This window comes from Thalassoglobus sp. JC818, assembly GCF_040717535.1.
Classification (GTDB): Bacteria; Planctomycetota; Planctomycetia; order Planctomycetales; family Planctomycetaceae; genus Thalassoglobus.
Genome location: NZ_JBFEFI010000004.1, coordinates 755,397 through 769,812 on the forward strand (window position 1 = coordinate 755,397; position 14,416 = coordinate 769,812).

The 14,416-nt window shown below is 52.5% G+C and carries 15 protein-coding genes; 8 read left to right on the forward strand and 7 right to left on the reverse strand.

Annotated features, from left to right (window positions below; genetic code table 11):
* Positions 1 to 82 precede the first annotated feature (82 nt).
* From AB1L42_RS14030 to AB1L42_RS14045, 4 genes are read left to right on the forward strand one after another with little or no spacing between them, the layout of a single operon-like run.
* Positions 83 to 517, forward strand: a complete 435-nt coding sequence (locus tag AB1L42_RS14030) for a hypothetical protein (protein WP_367056590.1) — start codon at positions 83 to 85, stop codon at positions 515 to 517.
* On the forward strand, positions 514 to 1,356 hold the full coding sequence (locus AB1L42_RS14035; protein WP_367056593.1) for a Sir2 family NAD-dependent protein deacetylase: 843 nt from the start codon (positions 514 to 516) through the stop codon (positions 1,354 to 1,356). Before AB1L42_RS14030 ends, AB1L42_RS14035 begins: the two co-directional genes overlap by 4 nt.
* Complete coding sequence (locus AB1L42_RS14040) at positions 1,356 to 2,165, forward strand: type III pantothenate kinase (protein WP_367056596.1); 810 nt, start codon at positions 1,356 to 1,358, stop codon at positions 2,163 to 2,165. Before AB1L42_RS14035 ends, AB1L42_RS14040 begins: the two co-directional genes overlap by 1 nt.
* Positions 2,149 to 3,201, forward strand: coding sequence for a GTPase (locus AB1L42_RS14045; RefSeq protein ID WP_367056599.1), 1,053 nt, complete (start codon positions 2,149 to 2,151; stop codon positions 3,199 to 3,201). Before AB1L42_RS14040 ends, AB1L42_RS14045 begins: the two co-directional genes overlap by 17 nt.
* Before the next feature lie 41 nt (positions 3,202 to 3,242).
* Here AB1L42_RS14045 and rpoN read toward each other — a convergent pair whose 3' ends face one another.
* The 5 genes from rpoN to AB1L42_RS14070 all read right to left on the reverse strand — a co-directional run bounded on the left by rpoN (position 3,243) and on the right by AB1L42_RS14070 (position 8,769).
* Entirely contained in the window at positions 3,243 to 4,721 is a 1,479-nt protein-coding gene (gene rpoN / locus AB1L42_RS14050; protein WP_367056602.1) for an RNA polymerase factor sigma-54, read from the reverse strand.
* A gap of 137 nt (positions 4,722 to 4,858) precedes the next feature.
* Positions 4,859 to 5,485 carry a recombination mediator RecR gene (gene recR / locus AB1L42_RS14055; RefSeq protein ID WP_367056605.1) on the reverse strand — a complete coding sequence of 209 codons (627 nt, stop codon included), beginning with the start codon at positions 5,483 to 5,485 and terminating at the stop codon, positions 4,859 to 4,861.
* 124 nt (positions 5,486 to 5,609) lie between these two features.
* The gene (locus AB1L42_RS14060; RefSeq protein ID WP_367056608.1) at positions 5,610 to 5,966 is read right to left on the reverse strand and encodes a YbaB/EbfC family nucleoid-associated protein; all 357 of its coding nucleotides are present in this window, start codon (positions 5,964 to 5,966) and stop codon (positions 5,610 to 5,612) included.
* Positions 5,959 to 7,734, reverse strand: a complete 1,776-nt coding sequence (gene dnaX, locus AB1L42_RS14065; protein WP_367056611.1) for a DNA polymerase III subunit gamma/tau — start codon at positions 7,732 to 7,734, stop codon at positions 5,959 to 5,961. The genes AB1L42_RS14060 and dnaX overlap by 8 nt, the downstream gene beginning before the upstream one ends.
* 126 nt (positions 7,735 to 7,860) lie before the next feature.
* Positions 7,861 to 8,769 (reverse strand): alpha/beta hydrolase, encoded by a 909-nt coding sequence (locus AB1L42_RS14070; RefSeq protein ID WP_367056614.1) that lies wholly within the window; start codon positions 8,767 to 8,769, stop codon positions 7,861 to 7,863.
* A 301-nt stretch (positions 8,770 to 9,070) separates the two neighbouring features.
* Here AB1L42_RS14070 and AB1L42_RS14075 point away from each other — a divergent pair, with 301 nt between their 5' ends.
* Complete coding sequence (locus AB1L42_RS14075; protein WP_367056617.1) at positions 9,071 to 10,054, forward strand: glycosyltransferase family 2 protein; 984 nt, start codon at positions 9,071 to 9,073, stop codon at positions 10,052 to 10,054.
* Between the two features lie 260 nt (positions 10,055 to 10,314).
* Here the strand turns inward: AB1L42_RS14075 and AB1L42_RS14080 are convergent, their stop codons facing one another.
* Positions 10,315 to 11,094, reverse strand: coding sequence for a hypothetical protein (locus AB1L42_RS14080; protein ID WP_367056620.1), 780 nt, complete (start codon positions 11,092 to 11,094; stop codon positions 10,315 to 10,317).
* Between the two features lie 705 nt (positions 11,095 to 11,799).
* Positions 11,800 to 12,645 carry a hypothetical protein gene (locus AB1L42_RS14085; protein WP_367056623.1) on the reverse strand — a complete coding sequence of 282 codons (846 nt, stop codon included), beginning with the start codon at positions 12,643 to 12,645 and terminating at the stop codon, positions 11,800 to 11,802.
* 265 nt (positions 12,646 to 12,910) lie between these two features.
* Here AB1L42_RS14085 and AB1L42_RS14090 point away from each other — a divergent pair, with 265 nt between their 5' ends.
* From AB1L42_RS14090 to AB1L42_RS14100, 3 genes are all read left to right on the forward strand, one after another.
* Complete coding sequence (locus tag AB1L42_RS14090; protein ID WP_367056626.1) at positions 12,911 to 13,114, forward strand: hypothetical protein; 204 nt, start codon at positions 12,911 to 12,913, stop codon at positions 13,112 to 13,114.
* Positions 13,115 to 13,122: 8 nt separating this feature from the next.
* Positions 13,123 to 13,806, forward strand: coding sequence for a transposase (locus AB1L42_RS14095; protein ID WP_367056662.1), 684 nt, complete (start codon positions 13,123 to 13,125; stop codon positions 13,804 to 13,806).
* A 216-nt stretch (positions 13,807 to 14,022) separates the two neighbouring features.
* A partial coding sequence (locus AB1L42_RS14100) for a hypothetical protein (protein WP_367056629.1) occupies positions 14,023 to 14,416 on the forward strand: 394 nt, incomplete at its 3' end.

Here is a 14,416-nt window from a genome sequence, read left to right on the forward strand (position 1 = left end):
AACACGAGATTTTCCACGGCGATCAGGACCGGAACGATCGAAACCAGAGTCTATACCAGACTCGAGAAAGATGCGACCAGAGATGTTTCGAGTCACAATCACACTCCTCCGAATTATCTGGGCGTCCCCCACCACGATTCTCGCATCGTTCGTGGCACTGGCAGGGTTTCCATTCGGAACGCGAGCAAGAATTCGAAGCGGTGCTATTGAATGCTATGGCGGGCTCATCACATGGATTCTAGAACGAACCCCGATCTCCGCCGCCGCCATGACACTCGGACACGTCATCTGGGGACGATCGGAAGCATCGCTGGATTTCTGCAGAGAGCATGAGCACATTCACATTCGTCAATACGAGCGATGGGGACCGATGTTCCTCCCAATGTACGCTTATTACTCCTTTATGATGTGGTGCAAAGGGAAACATCCCTACTATGACAATCCATTTGAAATGGAAGCCTTCGGCCCGAATCACCCCTACTATCGCCAGCAGATCGAAAACAGATTCCCTTCATGACGCTCTCTGTCAACTCTCCCGAGTCTTTGCAGCAACTCGCGCACCTCGTTTTGCAGTCTGAACGAGGTGTGATCTTTACAGGCGCCGGAGTCGGAACCGCGAGCGGAATCTCGACGTTCCGAGACATGGACGGACTCTGGGCTCGATATCCACCTGAGGACTTCGCTAACTGGACCGGCTTGCTTCGGACAGCCACGCTGGAACCGGCGCGATTCGCCGAGTTTCTGATCTCCGTCCTCGAGCCAATCGCCACAGCTCATCCGAATCAGGCACACCGGGCCATCACTGAGTTGCAGTCCGCAGCACGGATGACGGTGATCACTCAAAACATTGACGGTCTGCAACAGGAAGCTGGAGCCGTGGAAGTTCGTGAACTGCACGGAACGCTCTTCGAAATCGTCCAAACGCCAAGCGGAGAGATCTTGCGAACCATCACTCGCAGCGAGTTAGCGCAAATCGTCGATTATTTGCGTGAGAGCCAGAACCATCTCTGGAGCTTTCCATCGGTCATGCGTGCATTGAAGCCGATCTTTCAGTTCTCCAGCGAAGGCGTTTCTCATCCCAACGTCATCCTCTTTGGAGACCAGCTTCGCGAACCGGACTGGAGCCTGGCGATCGAATCAACGGAGTCCTGCGATCTCATGATCGCTGTGGGAACATCGCAAACCGTCAGACCAGCCAGCGACTTGATTTCAATCGCTCGAGAGAATGGAGCCGAGGTCGTCTACATCGATCCAGAATGCGGAGGAAGAGGCCTGTGGATTCGGGACCACGCTGAACATGTTCTTCCGGAGTTGGTGAAACTGGTCCGATCTCATCGCAACAGCGAGGAAGGCTGATGTCGCAAACGTATATCGTGTTTGATGTCGGTCATACGCGCACGAAAATCGGCACGTTTCACCTTCAGGGGAAAGACCAGTTGCCTGAGTGCGTGATGACTCGTTCCATCTTCAACACTGAAGAAATCCCCTGGTCAGACCTCAAAGAGTGGTTTCGGTCCCCGGACCTTTCGCTCATCACGTTGACTGGTTCCAACCGGAACATGATTGAGGAACTCAAAAACCAATGGCCTGAAGATGTTCCGCCTCCACACTTGTTAACGAGCAAGTCACAGATCCCCATTCAGGTCAAAGTAGATGCTCCGGAAAAGGTCGGAGCAGACAGATTGTTCAACGCTGTCGCTGCCCGGCTCTTTCAAGAGAGTCCCTCTTCAATGATTATCATCGATTCAGGGACAGCTGCCACTGTCGATGCGGTCAGCGAAGACGGAACGTTTCTGGGCGGAGCGATCCTACCCGGCATTCTCATGGGAGTGAAAGCACTCCATGAACTGACAACGACTCTGCCGCTGGTCGATGCTCGACAGTTCTTGAAGAAGACACCGACCGCAATTGGACGGAATACTGAAGACGCAATGTCGAGTGGGCTCTTCTGGGGACATCTCGGAGCAATCCGTGAAGTCGTGAGTCGAGTTCAGTCCGAACTGCAGGGCAATCCACAGCTGTTCCTCACCGGAGGAGCACTTCCAATCCTCGAACCATATTTCCCCGAAGCGATCTGCCATCCTGATCTCTCTTTGATCGGGATCGTGCTAACAGCTTCGCAACTTTCATCCAGTCGTGACGAGTCCAGTGAATCAGCTCAGTAGCCAGCCCGAAGAATCAACGTTTCAGATCCTGACTCCGGAAGGGCGGGGGGCTGTGGCTTCTCTCGAAGTGACGGGTGACCTGGACATCCTCAACCGCTTCTTCGAAGCTGCAAATGGCAAGCCTGTTCAAGATCAGCCAGTCGACCGTATCGCCTACGGCACCTGGAATGAAGAAGACCTCGTCATCGTTCGAACTTCTGCTTCGACGGCTGAAATTCACTGCCACGGAGGCCACACGGCCGTTCACCGAATTGCAGAGCAACTCTGCCAGTCGGGAATCAGAGAATATGTCGTCCCCCTGCCGAGTGAATTGTCGTTCGAGGAGGAATTCGACAGACTCCTGCAACTCGCGACAACCCGTCAAACGGCCCACTGGCTGCTTCGCCAACGACACCTATTCACTGCCGCCATACAACAGCTCGAACAGCTCTCAATCAGTGAGCGAAGACAAACTGCTCAGGCGATGCTGCAATGGTCAGGCTTCGGCCTCCACCTGACTCAACCCTGGAAGGTTGTATTGTGTGGGCACCCCAATGTTGGGAAGTCGACTTTGATGAACGCGTTGGTTGGCTATGGCCGATCCGTTGTGTTTGATCAGCCGGGAACGACTCGTGACGTCGTCACTGCATCGACAGCTCTGGAAGGATGGCCAATCGAGTTTGCGGACACAGCAGGACTCCGCGAAACATCTGACCAACTCGAAGCACTTGGAGTTGGAAAGGCTCAGAAGGTTATCGAGCAAGCAGATCTTGCGATCGTCGTTATGGACGCAACATCCGGAATGACGAAAGCGGACGAGACTCTCATCTCACATCAATCCGAGCCACTTGTCGTCTGGAACAAGTCCGACCTGTTGGATGGCACGGCGGATGTTCTCAACGGCCTCTCCATCTCCGCTCAGACAGGAGATGGAGTTAATGAGTTGGCGAAAGCGATCGCGCAGCGCTTAATCCCGGAACTTCCCAACGAGGATCAACCGGTTCCGGTCTCCCAACGGCAACAGGAATTTCTTCGTCAACTTCTTACAGGCGCCTGAAGCACGCGCCTTTTTCAGCCAGCAAAGTCGATCGCACGCGATCAGTATTCTCGTCGTTGTCGCGATGATGGAATATTCATCGCCTGGCGATATTTCGTCACCGTCCGTCGAGCCAGTTGATAACCGTGTTTCGCAAGTTCGGCGACGAGTGCATCGTCGCTGAGAGGGCTCGATTTGTCTTCGCCGTCCACAATCTCTTTGAGTTTCAATCGGATATTTTCCCAGGCAACGTCCTCACCATCGGCGGTCTTCGTCCCGCCTCCGAAGAAACGTTTTAAAGGAAAGATCCCACGTGGTGTGGCGACGTATTTGTCATCGACAGCCCGGGAGACTGTCGTAACATGCACTCCCACGACGTCGGCAACATCCTGCATTTTTAGCGGTTTGATGTGTTCAGGACCGAGCTCGAGAAATTCTGTCTGCTCATCGACAATCGTTTGCGCAACTTTCTTCAGTGTGTTGTATCGCTGTTCGATGGAGTCAATCAGCCACTTGGCCGACTCCACTTTCTTCTTGATGAATTCCTTGGTCGCTTCATCAGGATTCGCTTCCAGCATCTTGATATAACGACGGTTGATTCGAAGCTCAGGAATGTACTCATCGATCAGTTCGATGGTGTATTTGCCGTTGTCATCTTTGACCACTCGCAGGTCCGGAGTCACAGCCTGCACTTCCGGGTTCTCAAACCCGCGACCCGGAAACGGATCGAGCGTTCTCATCTGCTCGATGGCCGACTTGATCGCGTCCATCGAATAACCGGTCTTCCTTTCAATAAGTGGGAGACGGTTTTGCAGAATGTCATCGAGATGATTGGTGATCAAGTTGACCATGATCTCGCGGAGCGGAGTGGTCGGCGTCATCTGCAAAAGCAGGCACTCTTTGAGGTCGCGAGCTCCAACTCCGGGCGGATCAAGACTCTGTACGATCCGCAGCGTTTCTTCAGCATCTTCCAAGTCGATCCGCGATCCGAAAACTTGAACGAGTTCCGGAAGCGAACTTTGCAGGCGCCCGTTGGCATCGAGATTGTGAATCAGGTAATCGCCGAATTCCTGAAGTCGACTCGGCGTATCGCAGTGAAACTGTTCAAGAAGGTGTTCATGCAGGGTCTTCGGACGATTCTCCGCATTAGCCATGACGTCGTGCTGACGATCAAGGTCATCCTGCATTCGATTGCTGGACGGCTTTGACCCTGACGTGTAATTGTCTTCGGGCCACTCCTGAGAGATTTCGACGAGCCGTTCAAAGTCGGAAGCATTGTTCGAATTGTCGTCGCCGAGTTCTCGCTTCTCAATCTCGCCACGAGGAGCATCATCGACCGCCGTCTCTTCGCTCGACGAGTTGGACGACTGTTCGTCCTTCTTCGTGACCTGTTCGAGAACAACGTTCTCTGACAACTCTTGATCAATTCGTTCCTGAAGAGCGGCCAATGGAAGTTGAAGGATTTCCATCGACTGAATCATGCGCGGAGCCAGCTTCATCTGCTGGCTCATCTTCATTTGTTGGGAAACATTCAGGTGCATGTTCAGATCTTCAGAAAACGAAAGTTTGAATCACAAATTTCATACGTCAGGTTGTGACAGCGACGAAAGTTAATCACGGAACAAAAGTGAGACCTGCTGATCAATCGAGATTTCAACCAGCAGACAAAAACGGTGAACTAAAACTGCTGCCTCCCTCGCATCGCATCGGCCAGCATCTCTTTATTGGCGAACTCAAGCACGCTCCCGGTGGCGATTCCACGGGCGAGTCTTGTGACTTGAACTGGCAAATCCTCAAGAAGATTTGTCACGAATAAGGCAGTCCCGTCGCCTTCCAGTGTCGGATTTGTCGCCATGATCAACTCAGTCACACCGTCTTGTTTCACACGGCGAACCAATTGACCGATCGTCAAATCTTCCGGTCCGACTCCTTCGAGGGGAGCAATCCGTCCCCCCAGAACATGATAGGTCCCCTGAAAAGCCGCTGCTGCTTCCAGTGCGCTGACATCTTTTGGTTGCTCAACGACACAGACAATCTGCCGATCACGTCGAGGGTCTCGACAGATGGAACAGACTTCCTGCTCAGTCAGATTAAAACAGACCTTGCATCGCCTGATCGATTCTTTGACCTGACGAATTGCATCGGCGAGCGCAACAGCATCGGCTTTCGGGCAACTCAGAATGTGATTCGCCAACCGTTCAGCGGTTTTGCGTCCGATGCCGGGAAGTCGTCCAAATTCTTCAACCAGCCGACCGACAGCGGCACCGAACGGATGCTGGGCGGCGTCAGTTTGTCGTGCTGGCATGTGATTGAAGCTGTTGAATCGACACGGGGAATAGTTTGTGAGTTTGTATTCTTAGACAGTGAGAAACGTTCGTCCTCCGAAACGTTCCTTCGGTCAGAGAATTGATTCGGAATCGTGCATCCATTTAAGTGTTGCCATTTCCAAACTTGGCCAAAGCGTCTCCCAGCCCGGGAATTCCGAGACCACTCGCCATTCCAGACATCTCTTCAGCAGCAGCTTGCTTGGCGAGATCGAGAGCCTGATTCGTCGCTGAAAGGACGAGATCTTCCAACATCTCTTTGTCGCCGGAGTCAAACAAGGATTGTTCGATCTGGATGGATGTGACTTTCTGATCGCCACTCATCTCGACGCGAACCATACCTCCGCCCGCGTTGGCTTCCACACGACGTTCCCGCAGGCGGGCCTGCATTTCTTCCGCCTGCTCCTGAATTTGTCCGGCATTAGCCATCAGGCTTGCCAGGTTCGAAAGACCTTTAAACATCCATCTCTCCTTCAGCTGAGTCGTCCGCGACCTTGGTGAAGACCGGGCGAACTTCAACAACTTGACCACCAAACATGCTTACAGCCGCTTGTACAAAGTCATCTTCATCAACCACGGCTGGGTTGCGTCGTTCGGTAAAGTGCGGGGCAGCGACTTTTTTCGGCTTCGGCAGTTCGACCTTCGCTGTTCGGTCAACCTGAAATCGAAATGTGACGCTTTCCCCGGTGAGATCCAGAACCACTTCGCTTAACTTCTTCAGCGGATCAGTTCGCTCACAATAACTCTTGCTGAAAAGATAGCTGTTTGGAAACAGAATTTCCAGAACATTTGGCCCAGAAATTGCTATTGACACAGCATTCTTGAGATGATTGCGGATCGTGTCTGGGACATTCTCCATAACCTGTTCCCAGACCTGATCTAAGGTCCCTTCAGACAACGTCAACTGAGGTTGATCTGAAGCAGTTGGTTCTGGGGCTGACTGTGGTGGTGTCTCGTAACTTGGCGGATTTTCTGGAGAACTACCGTTTTTTTTTGAATTCTGCTCTCGCTGCGATGAGGAAATTGCTCGCGAGACAGGACCGGAAGGGCGACGCTCAGCAGTCTGACTCACAACAGCGGTGCCGGATGCGACTTGTCGTGCCAGTGCTGCGATCGATGTCAAATCTTCGAGCATCGCGACTCGAATGACAGCCAGCTCCAAAAGCGCTCGCCCGTGGTTGACTCGCTGCATTTTCGATTTCGTCTCAGAGATGATCTGCATCGCAGCAGTGATCGTCTCCAGCCCCCATTTCTTGGACTGCTCAACAAGTTCCGAACGTGTTGCCTCCGAAACTGACGACAGCGAAACAGTCGACGCCCCTGCGACAGTCACGAGAAGATCGCGAAAATACGCAAGCAGCTGGTCACTGAGGCTCCCAATCTGAACGCCCTGAAGCAATGCCTCATCGACAATCGTCAAAACTCGCTGGGTGTCTCGTTCGATCATACCGTTAACGAGATCAACGAGCCGTTGGTCGGGAGCCGTCCCCATCAACTGGTGGACGTCCTTGGCAGTAATTTGCTCTCCACCGAAAGCCAGAAGTTGATCGAACAGCGACTGGCTGTCCCGCATCGACCCCGCTGCCCTTCGGGCCACGAGTTCAATCGCTTCGTCGTCGACCTCTTTGCCTTCTGCCTCTGCAATTTGTCGAAGCCGTCCCGCGATGCTGGTTTCATCGATCGTTCCAAAATCGAATCGCTGACAGCGTGAAAGAATTGTGTCGGGAACTTTATTCGGCTCAGTCGTACAGAAGATGAATTTCACATTCGGAGGCGGTTCCTCGAGAGTTTTCAAGAGGGCATTGAAAGCTTCCTTCGTCAACATGTGAACTTCGTCGATGATGTAAACCTTCGACTTAGATCGCATTGACTTCACATTGACGTTTGAGCGAAGCTCGCGAATGTCATCGATTCGACGATTCGACGCACCGTCGATTTCGAGAACATCGACATCGGTCCCCTCTCCGATGCTTTTGCAGACATCGCAGTTATTGCACGGAACACCATCCACAACGTTCGGGCAATTCAAAGCCTTCGCAAAAATTCTCGCGGTCGACGTTTTTCCGACCCCGCGAGCCCCGGTGAAAAGGTACGCATGCGCCACGCGTCCCATGCGAATCGCATTACGAATGGCCTGTCCGACATGCTCCTGCCCAACAACCTGATCGAACGATTGTGGGCGAAATCTACGTGCCAGAACGGTGTATTGGCGTGACGGTTCGGAAACCATATGACAACAGCTTATTGAGTCAGAGTAATTCGATGTGATTTGCGGAAATGCTGAGCCATCCACTTTACAGACTCAGCCCGTTTCCTGAAACCAGTTCACCGAGAAGCAGGAAACACAGTCCGAATCTTACGGCGATTGTGCAAGCAGTCCACGATTTCGAAGCCAGTCCTCCACGCGAGCAGGCCACGTCTCGACAACTGAACCCGCGACGGGACGCATTCCGTATCCGTGGCCGCCCGTCTCATAAATGTGAAGTTCCGCCGGGACATCATTGCGTTTCAATTCCGCGTAAAACGCAATGCTGCTCAGCGATGTGGAATGATCATCGTGAGCATGAACCAAAATCGTAGGAGGTGTCTGCGAATCGATTTCGATTTCTGGGATCAGTTCGAGAGTCTCGTCCCGAACCAGATTCCAGGGGTAAATCAGCATCGCAAAATCGGGAACGCAGGAAGCCTGGTCAATCTCGTCACCGTCCGTGTAGTGAGAAGACTTACTCCCCACCGTGATCGCAGCTGCGTTTCCCCCAGCCGAGAACCCAATCACTCCGATTCGATTCGGATCGAGCCCAAACTCCTTCGAATGTGAACGAACCCATCGGACGGCACGTTGCGTGTCCTGAACCGGACGACGCCATGCTTCATTCCGATCTCTGTCTGACTCGCGAATCGTTCGGTACCGCAGCACAAATGCAGTGACTCCCAGCTTGTTGAACCACTGCGCAATTTCAGAACCCTCCTTATCGACCACGCAATATCGATACCCGCCACCCGGCAGAATCACGACCGATGCACCATTCTTCGTTTCCGGATCGGAATCAAATCGCTCCAGAGTTGGCGCAGTAATGGCGGTGATGCGAGTCGCTGGGGGATTTTCATCAGGTCGCTGTGGGAGCGGTGTTCCGTGCGAGCGTTCCGATTCGCCTGGAGCATTTCCTTCCCAGAGATCGACGAATTGAGAACCATCGTCGGAAATCGCCGAGCCTGCCCCGATAACACTCAACAGCAACCCGGCAACCAAGAGCCTCCCGGCCATTCTATTTCCCCACTAATCGTACAGGTCTCGCCGAAACACCAAATCCACGACAGCCCAAGCCTGAAGGGATCTGAAACAAGCAGCGAGTATAGCCAATCTGGGGAAGAGGCGTCTTGCAATCGAAGACCGGTCGAGAACATTTTTTGAATTGGTGTTCACTCGCTCGCACGAGCAAACTCGGCAGTTTTTACCTGATGAAAAAGTTCAAGCGAGTGCACAGGAAAGAGCAACTTGCTCTAGGAAGGATTCCGCGAAATGGTCTAGGCTTACCCATCTATCCATCGAGACTCAGGAGAAACTCATGTTGTCGATCGTCATTCCCGTGCTCAACGAAGAAGAGAGCCTGGTCGAATTGCACCGGCAGATTCTGGAAGCGTGCCAATCCAACGCCATCAACGTCGAAGTCATTTTCGTTGACGACGGATCGACTGACAAATCCTGGTCCATTATTTCGAAGCTGGCAGATGAAGACCCGCGCGTCTTCGGCATTCGCTTCCGTAGAAACTTCGGAAAAGCAGCAGCCCTCACCGCCGGCATGAACGCGGTCAGTGGCAACGTCGTCATGATGATGGATGCCGACCTGCAAGATGATCCAGCAGAGATCCCGAACTTCCTCACGCAGATCGACAACGGATACGACGTTGTCAACGGCTGGAAAGAGCGACGCCTCGACCCCTGGCACAAGGTGTATCCAAGTAAAGTCTTCAACTGGATGGTCGGCCAACTGACCGGGCTTCACCTGCATGACCACAACTGCGGAATCAAAATGTTCCGACGGGAAGTGACTCAGGAAGTCCGACTCTACGGAGAGATGCATCGCTTCATCGCGGTTCTCGCTCACGCCCGTGGATTCAAGGTCGCCGAAGTTCCCGTCCACCATCGCCCTCGACAGTTCGGGCACTCCAAGTACGGAATCAAGAGATTCCTGCGAGGCTTCCTCGACTTGCTGACGGTCAAGTTCCTCACCGGCTTCGGACAACGACCACAACACATGCTCGGAGGAATCGGCCTCTTCTTCTTCGGTCTCGGATCCCTCGGCCTCGCCTACCTGGGACTGATGTGGGTCTTCATGAATGTCATTCCGATCTTCAGTCCATCCCCCATCGGCGGTCGCCCGCTGCTTCTGTACTCCGTCGCCTCCATGCTCCTCGGTGCCCAGGGAATCTCCCTCGGAATGCTCGCCGAACTGATCGTCGCCAACACCGGCCGCGAACGAGACACCTACAGCGTCTCCGAACGCACCCCCCTCAACAAAACCCGCGAACAAGAACCGACCGAGCACTAAAACTGCTTGCTCTTTCATAGGTCACCGCAGGCTCCCGACAGCACTATTAAACGAGAAGCCACTTCCCCGCTCGCGCCGAGCATATCGCTACGACTGTCCTTCGTAAGCGACATGGACATCGTTGTCGGCGAACATGAAATGCATGCCCACGCAAGCGAGGGCATGACACCCGTCAGCTCTCGTTCACCACACCACTCTGCTGCAAATCAGGAAGGCAGGCAGGAGCCTGCCCTTCAGGTACTAAACAGCACGTCGTCACTTCACTTCAATCGTCCCCCTAATGCGGATCCGATGATCTGCCGAACCGCCGGATGCCACGCCCCTGAGTTTCGCGCTTCTTTTGCACCATGCCTAAGAAGACAGCGAACGACTTTTTGCAGGCCAACGTCTGCCGCCTGCTGCAAAGGAGAATTCCGCTGCGTGCCAGAAGTTGTCGACAAGTCGAAGACTCCTGGTGGAGATGGTGCAACTGGCTTGAGTTCTGCCCGATCAGGATCCGCTCCGGATTGTATTAACCGTTCAATGATTGCAACCATCTTTTCCTCTTCGTGCGAGGCAAGGTTCAACACACAACGGATTGCCCCGCAATCTATGTCGGCACCGTTTTCCAGAAGCACGTCAACGAGGTCTGCACGTCCCTGTCGCGCAGCGTGGTTCAACAGAGTCAACCCATTGATATCGGTCTCGTCGATTTGCACAGTTTGGTCGTCCAGAATTGCTCGTAGCCCGGCAGTAGAAATTGATGAGACCTCCGGAAAGTCTGGCTCTCTCCATCCGTCCACATACTGTCCGAGGCGATCCTCCAAAATCGACAGTCCAACTCCCAGAATTCGTGCGACTTCGTTTTCGACTGGTTCAGCGGGGTTGATTTTATGGTCATACTCACACGCTGTATCCTGGCAATAGGTTGAAACATCCAGGCATCTCCGATATCGCTTTCGATGCATTAAGTAGAGATTCACATACCGCTCCTCCCCGATCGACGCGAATTCAGGACAGAACGAAATGCTGTGTTCAAGATCAGTGAAATTTACTGTCATGAACAGACTCACTTTCCCATCGCTGTAGGAAGTTGGCGAACAACCTTGCACAGAAATTCCCTCAAAATGCTCCAAATACTGAGGGTGAAGCTGAAGAAAAGGGTGCTTCGCCAAGTATGTGAATACGGCACGCAATTGCTCGCGGTATTCTTCGGCGATACCCATGAGCATTGCCTCGACACGATCTTTTTGAAAAATGCCGAAATGCCAATCGCTTACCATGACCATCCTCACAATTCGATTTGTGAAACAACCTTGAAGAAACGCTCCAGGCAGGTTGGCTGTCTCGTTGAGCATGCCTGGAGCTAACATTGAACTCGAACAACATCACTCTTGTCCGGGTAAGAGGCTGGGTGGCATTGCAGAAAAAACTTGGGTGCTGGGTGCCATGCCCTCAGTCGTTGGTTGTAGTGTCACGCTGCCCTGATAAAGTTGCCCGGGAATGTCTAGGCCTGACGTCCTCTTCGTTGACACTCCCGGGAATCCACAATAACACAAGAAGTGAAGAAAGTCGCCCCCTTCGATATCGTGCAGCTTACGCATTTCAGGCGATGTGTGGAGGTCATCTGATTGAATCGTCTGCCGACACAAGAAGCATGCCCACGCAAGCTAGGGCATGGCACCCCGGCTCCGTTTCACCCACCCAGCATGACTTGGGAAACTTCAGGAACCAATATTCACGCACAGATTATGGTGACGACGCAACTATTTCTGGTTGACGAGAGAGAGTTCTTTCTTTGTACGGGCGATCTGTATATCAACTCTACTGAGAAATTCCCGTCGCCGATCGTTATTCTGTTCGGCTAACTCGCGAAGCGTGTCGTTCGGATCACCTCCTGCGAGCTGCTTTGAATAGAACGAAGGTGACGTCAGATTAAAAAACCACTGTGTTGCAATCTTTCCAGCACCAACGATTGTCGAATCATCGACCTTCGGTTCCAAAAGACCGGAGCCCCCAATCGCGTTCTGAGCGATTCCCTGAACGAGCCCTTGATCGACTGGACTAACTCCTAGACCGAAGATCGGATCAAGTAGCTTTTTTGCGTTTTGAGCTGTTCCCGCTGCTTTGCCCACCTCTGCTGCAGCTTTGCCAAACAGTGCAAATCCGGTGACAAGAACTCCGATCATATCAAGTTGCATAGAAGAATTATCGATCTTCTTCTTTTGGGCGGCAAGCTCTTTGTCGATTCCGGCGAACATTGCAATGCCTTCGTCACGCAATTTGTGCAAGCGTTTCAACTTAACCAACAAGACATCGGCGACCGCCTGACTATTGTTGGATGGATTGGGGGAAATGGCCGACGATGATGGGATGTGAAATAAAATCTCCCCTGCCGATATCTTGTTTGGGTCAGCCAACGAAACAATCATTCCCTTGTCTTTTCCTGAGGTCATTTTCCTTCCGAACTCTCCCCAGTGTTTTTGGGTGCTCCCGGGTGACTTCTGATAAATAGCGGCACAAAACCCAGAGATAGTATCACCTCGCTGCACTTTGATACTTCCATCTGGTGCTACATGGACCTTCCATCTCTGATAAGAATATTCTGGCATAAGATTCCCTTTTACTTGAACTACTGTATTCTAAGTGGACTGGGTGGCACTGCAGAAAGAACTTGGGTGCTGGGTGTCATGCCCTCGCTTGCATAGATTTCCACACATTTTCCATGGCGGTGCATAGGATTACCAGTATGAAATTGATTTTACCAACATGAATGTTTGATTGCCGCGGCGCTATTGGCAGCCAGTGTAGTGTCATGAAGTTGCCGTTACTTTTTTGGGTGAGCGGTGTTTCTTTCTGATGAAGGAGAAATTCACGATGAGAATGGCACCGCTGGTGGAGTTAACTGAGGCAGAACAAGGGACGCTCGCGAAGTGGTCGCGTGGTCGATCGACTCCGGCGAGATTTATTCTGCGAGCGAAGATCATTTTGCCGGGCTGGGTGGCATTGCAGAAAGAACTTCTGAGCTGGGTGCCATGCCCTCGCTTGCGTGGGCATGCTTTGATCGTCACAGGATGGTAAAGTTGGCAATGCGCTCTGGCCATCGAAAAACTCGAAAAGTCTACAACATTGACGGAGATGTCCATTTCCTGACGTTTTCGTGCTTTCGTCGACTGCCTCTGTTGAGTAAAGGCCGAACATGCCAGTGGGTGGTCGATGGCATTGGTCTTGCCAGGCAGAAAAATCCTTTCGATCTCTGGGGGTGGGTCATTATGCCGGAGCATGTGCATCTGATTCTGATACCTCATGCGAACGTTCGGATCGCTTCTATTCTGACCACGATGAAACAATCTGTGTCGAGACGTGCGACCAGGTGGTTGAATGAAAACGCACCAGAGTTCCTGACCGAATTGTTGGACGAACAACCGAATGGAAAACGGTCTTACCGATTCTGGCAGAGAGGTGGCGGATACGATCGTAATCTGCGTTCAACCCGAGACGTCCACGAGAAACTTGCTTACGTACACCAGAATCCTGTGAAACGCGGCTTTGTGGAGAAACCGGAACAGTGGACATGGTCCAGTGCGAACGCATGGAGTACGGGGTCGGATGTTCCGATTTCGATTGAGCGGCATTCAGTTCCGACTCTTAGGTTCTCGAAGACGAGGTCAACTCAAGACTGTTCGACTGACCCGCATCAACATGCCCACGCGAGCGAGGGCATGGCACCCGCACCACATCGCAAGACACTTAGAAATCCACAAAGAAGATAGTTTTGACACATTCTTCGAGCGACGGACACCGTCTAGGCCGTAATAGGCCCGCAAAAACCATCCTCATTGACATACTGTAATCTTCCTGACATTCTAATTGAAGCTGGATCTGTGATACTTGGCTAATCGCGGCACTGTTCTAGTTGTCGTGAACTCGAGCAATCGGATCTGATTTCGTTTTCCGATGGGTGCCATCTCTGCCAGGGGGCGAACGCTATGTCTAGACGAAGTATTGGAGTTCTCGTGCTTCTCGGGATCCTTGCGAGTTCAACACTGCTGTTCGCTCAGGAGCTCTGGAGCATCGCACCTGCTGGAACGCGTGCAGTTGTTGTAGTTGCCAACATTGAGTCATTCAGCAACCAAATCGACAGTCTAGCCAAAGAGATGAGACTGCTACAGCCGGGAGTTCTGGAATCCGCCAAGCAGAGTTCCAAGATCAGGACCGGACTTGACCCAACCGGCCCTTTGTTGTGGTTCTATGGACCGCCTTCAAAGAGTTCCTCCCCAATTGCTTACTTACTACCCGCAACAAATCCCAAAAAACTCATTTCTCAATTGGACCCGCAGCGAGAAGGACCATGGAAACGAGTTACAATTGGTGGAACTGAAT

Coding starts and splice junctions, on each gene's coding strand:
- AB1L42_RS14030 (WP_367056590.1), top strand. CDS start 83: ATGTTTCGAGTCACAATCACACTCCTCCGAATTATCTGGGCGTCCCCC.
- AB1L42_RS14035 (WP_367056593.1), top strand. CDS start 514: ATGACGCTCTCTGTCAACTCTCCCGAGTCTTTGCAGCAACTCGCGCAC.
- AB1L42_RS14040 (WP_367056596.1), top strand. CDS start 1,356: ATGTCGCAAACGTATATCGTGTTTGATGTCGGTCATACGCGCACGAAA.
- rpoN (WP_367056602.1), bottom strand. CDS start 4,721: ATGCACCTGAATGTTTCCCAACAAATGAAGATGAGCCAGCAGATGAAG.
- recR (WP_367056605.1), bottom strand. CDS start 5,485: ATGCCAGCACGACAAACTGACGCCGCCCAGCATCCGTTCGGTGCCGCT.
- AB1L42_RS14060 (WP_367056608.1), bottom strand. CDS start 5,966: ATGTTTAAAGGTCTTTCGAACCTGGCAAGCCTGATGGCTAATGCCGGA.
- dnaX (WP_367056611.1), bottom strand. CDS start 7,734: ATGGTTTCCGAACCGTCACGCCAATACACCGTTCTGGCACGTAGATTT.
- AB1L42_RS14070 (WP_367056614.1), bottom strand. CDS start 8,769: ATGGCCGGGAGGCTCTTGGTTGCCGGGTTGCTGTTGAGTGTTATCGGG.
- AB1L42_RS14075 (WP_367056617.1), top strand. CDS start 9,071: ATGTTGTCGATCGTCATTCCCGTGCTCAACGAAGAAGAGAGCCTGGTC.
- AB1L42_RS14080 (WP_367056620.1), bottom strand. CDS start 11,094: ATGACAGTAAATTTCACTGATCTTGAACACAGCATTTCGTTCTGTCCT.
- AB1L42_RS14085 (WP_367056623.1), bottom strand. CDS start 12,645: ATGCCAGAATATTCTTATCAGAGATGGAAGGTCCATGTAGCACCAGAT.
- AB1L42_RS14090 (WP_367056626.1), top strand. CDS start 12,911: ATGAGAATGGCACCGCTGGTGGAGTTAACTGAGGCAGAACAAGGGACG.
- AB1L42_RS14095 (WP_367056662.1), top strand. CDS start 13,123: ATGCGCTCTGGCCATCGAAAAACTCGAAAAGTCTACAACATTGACGGA.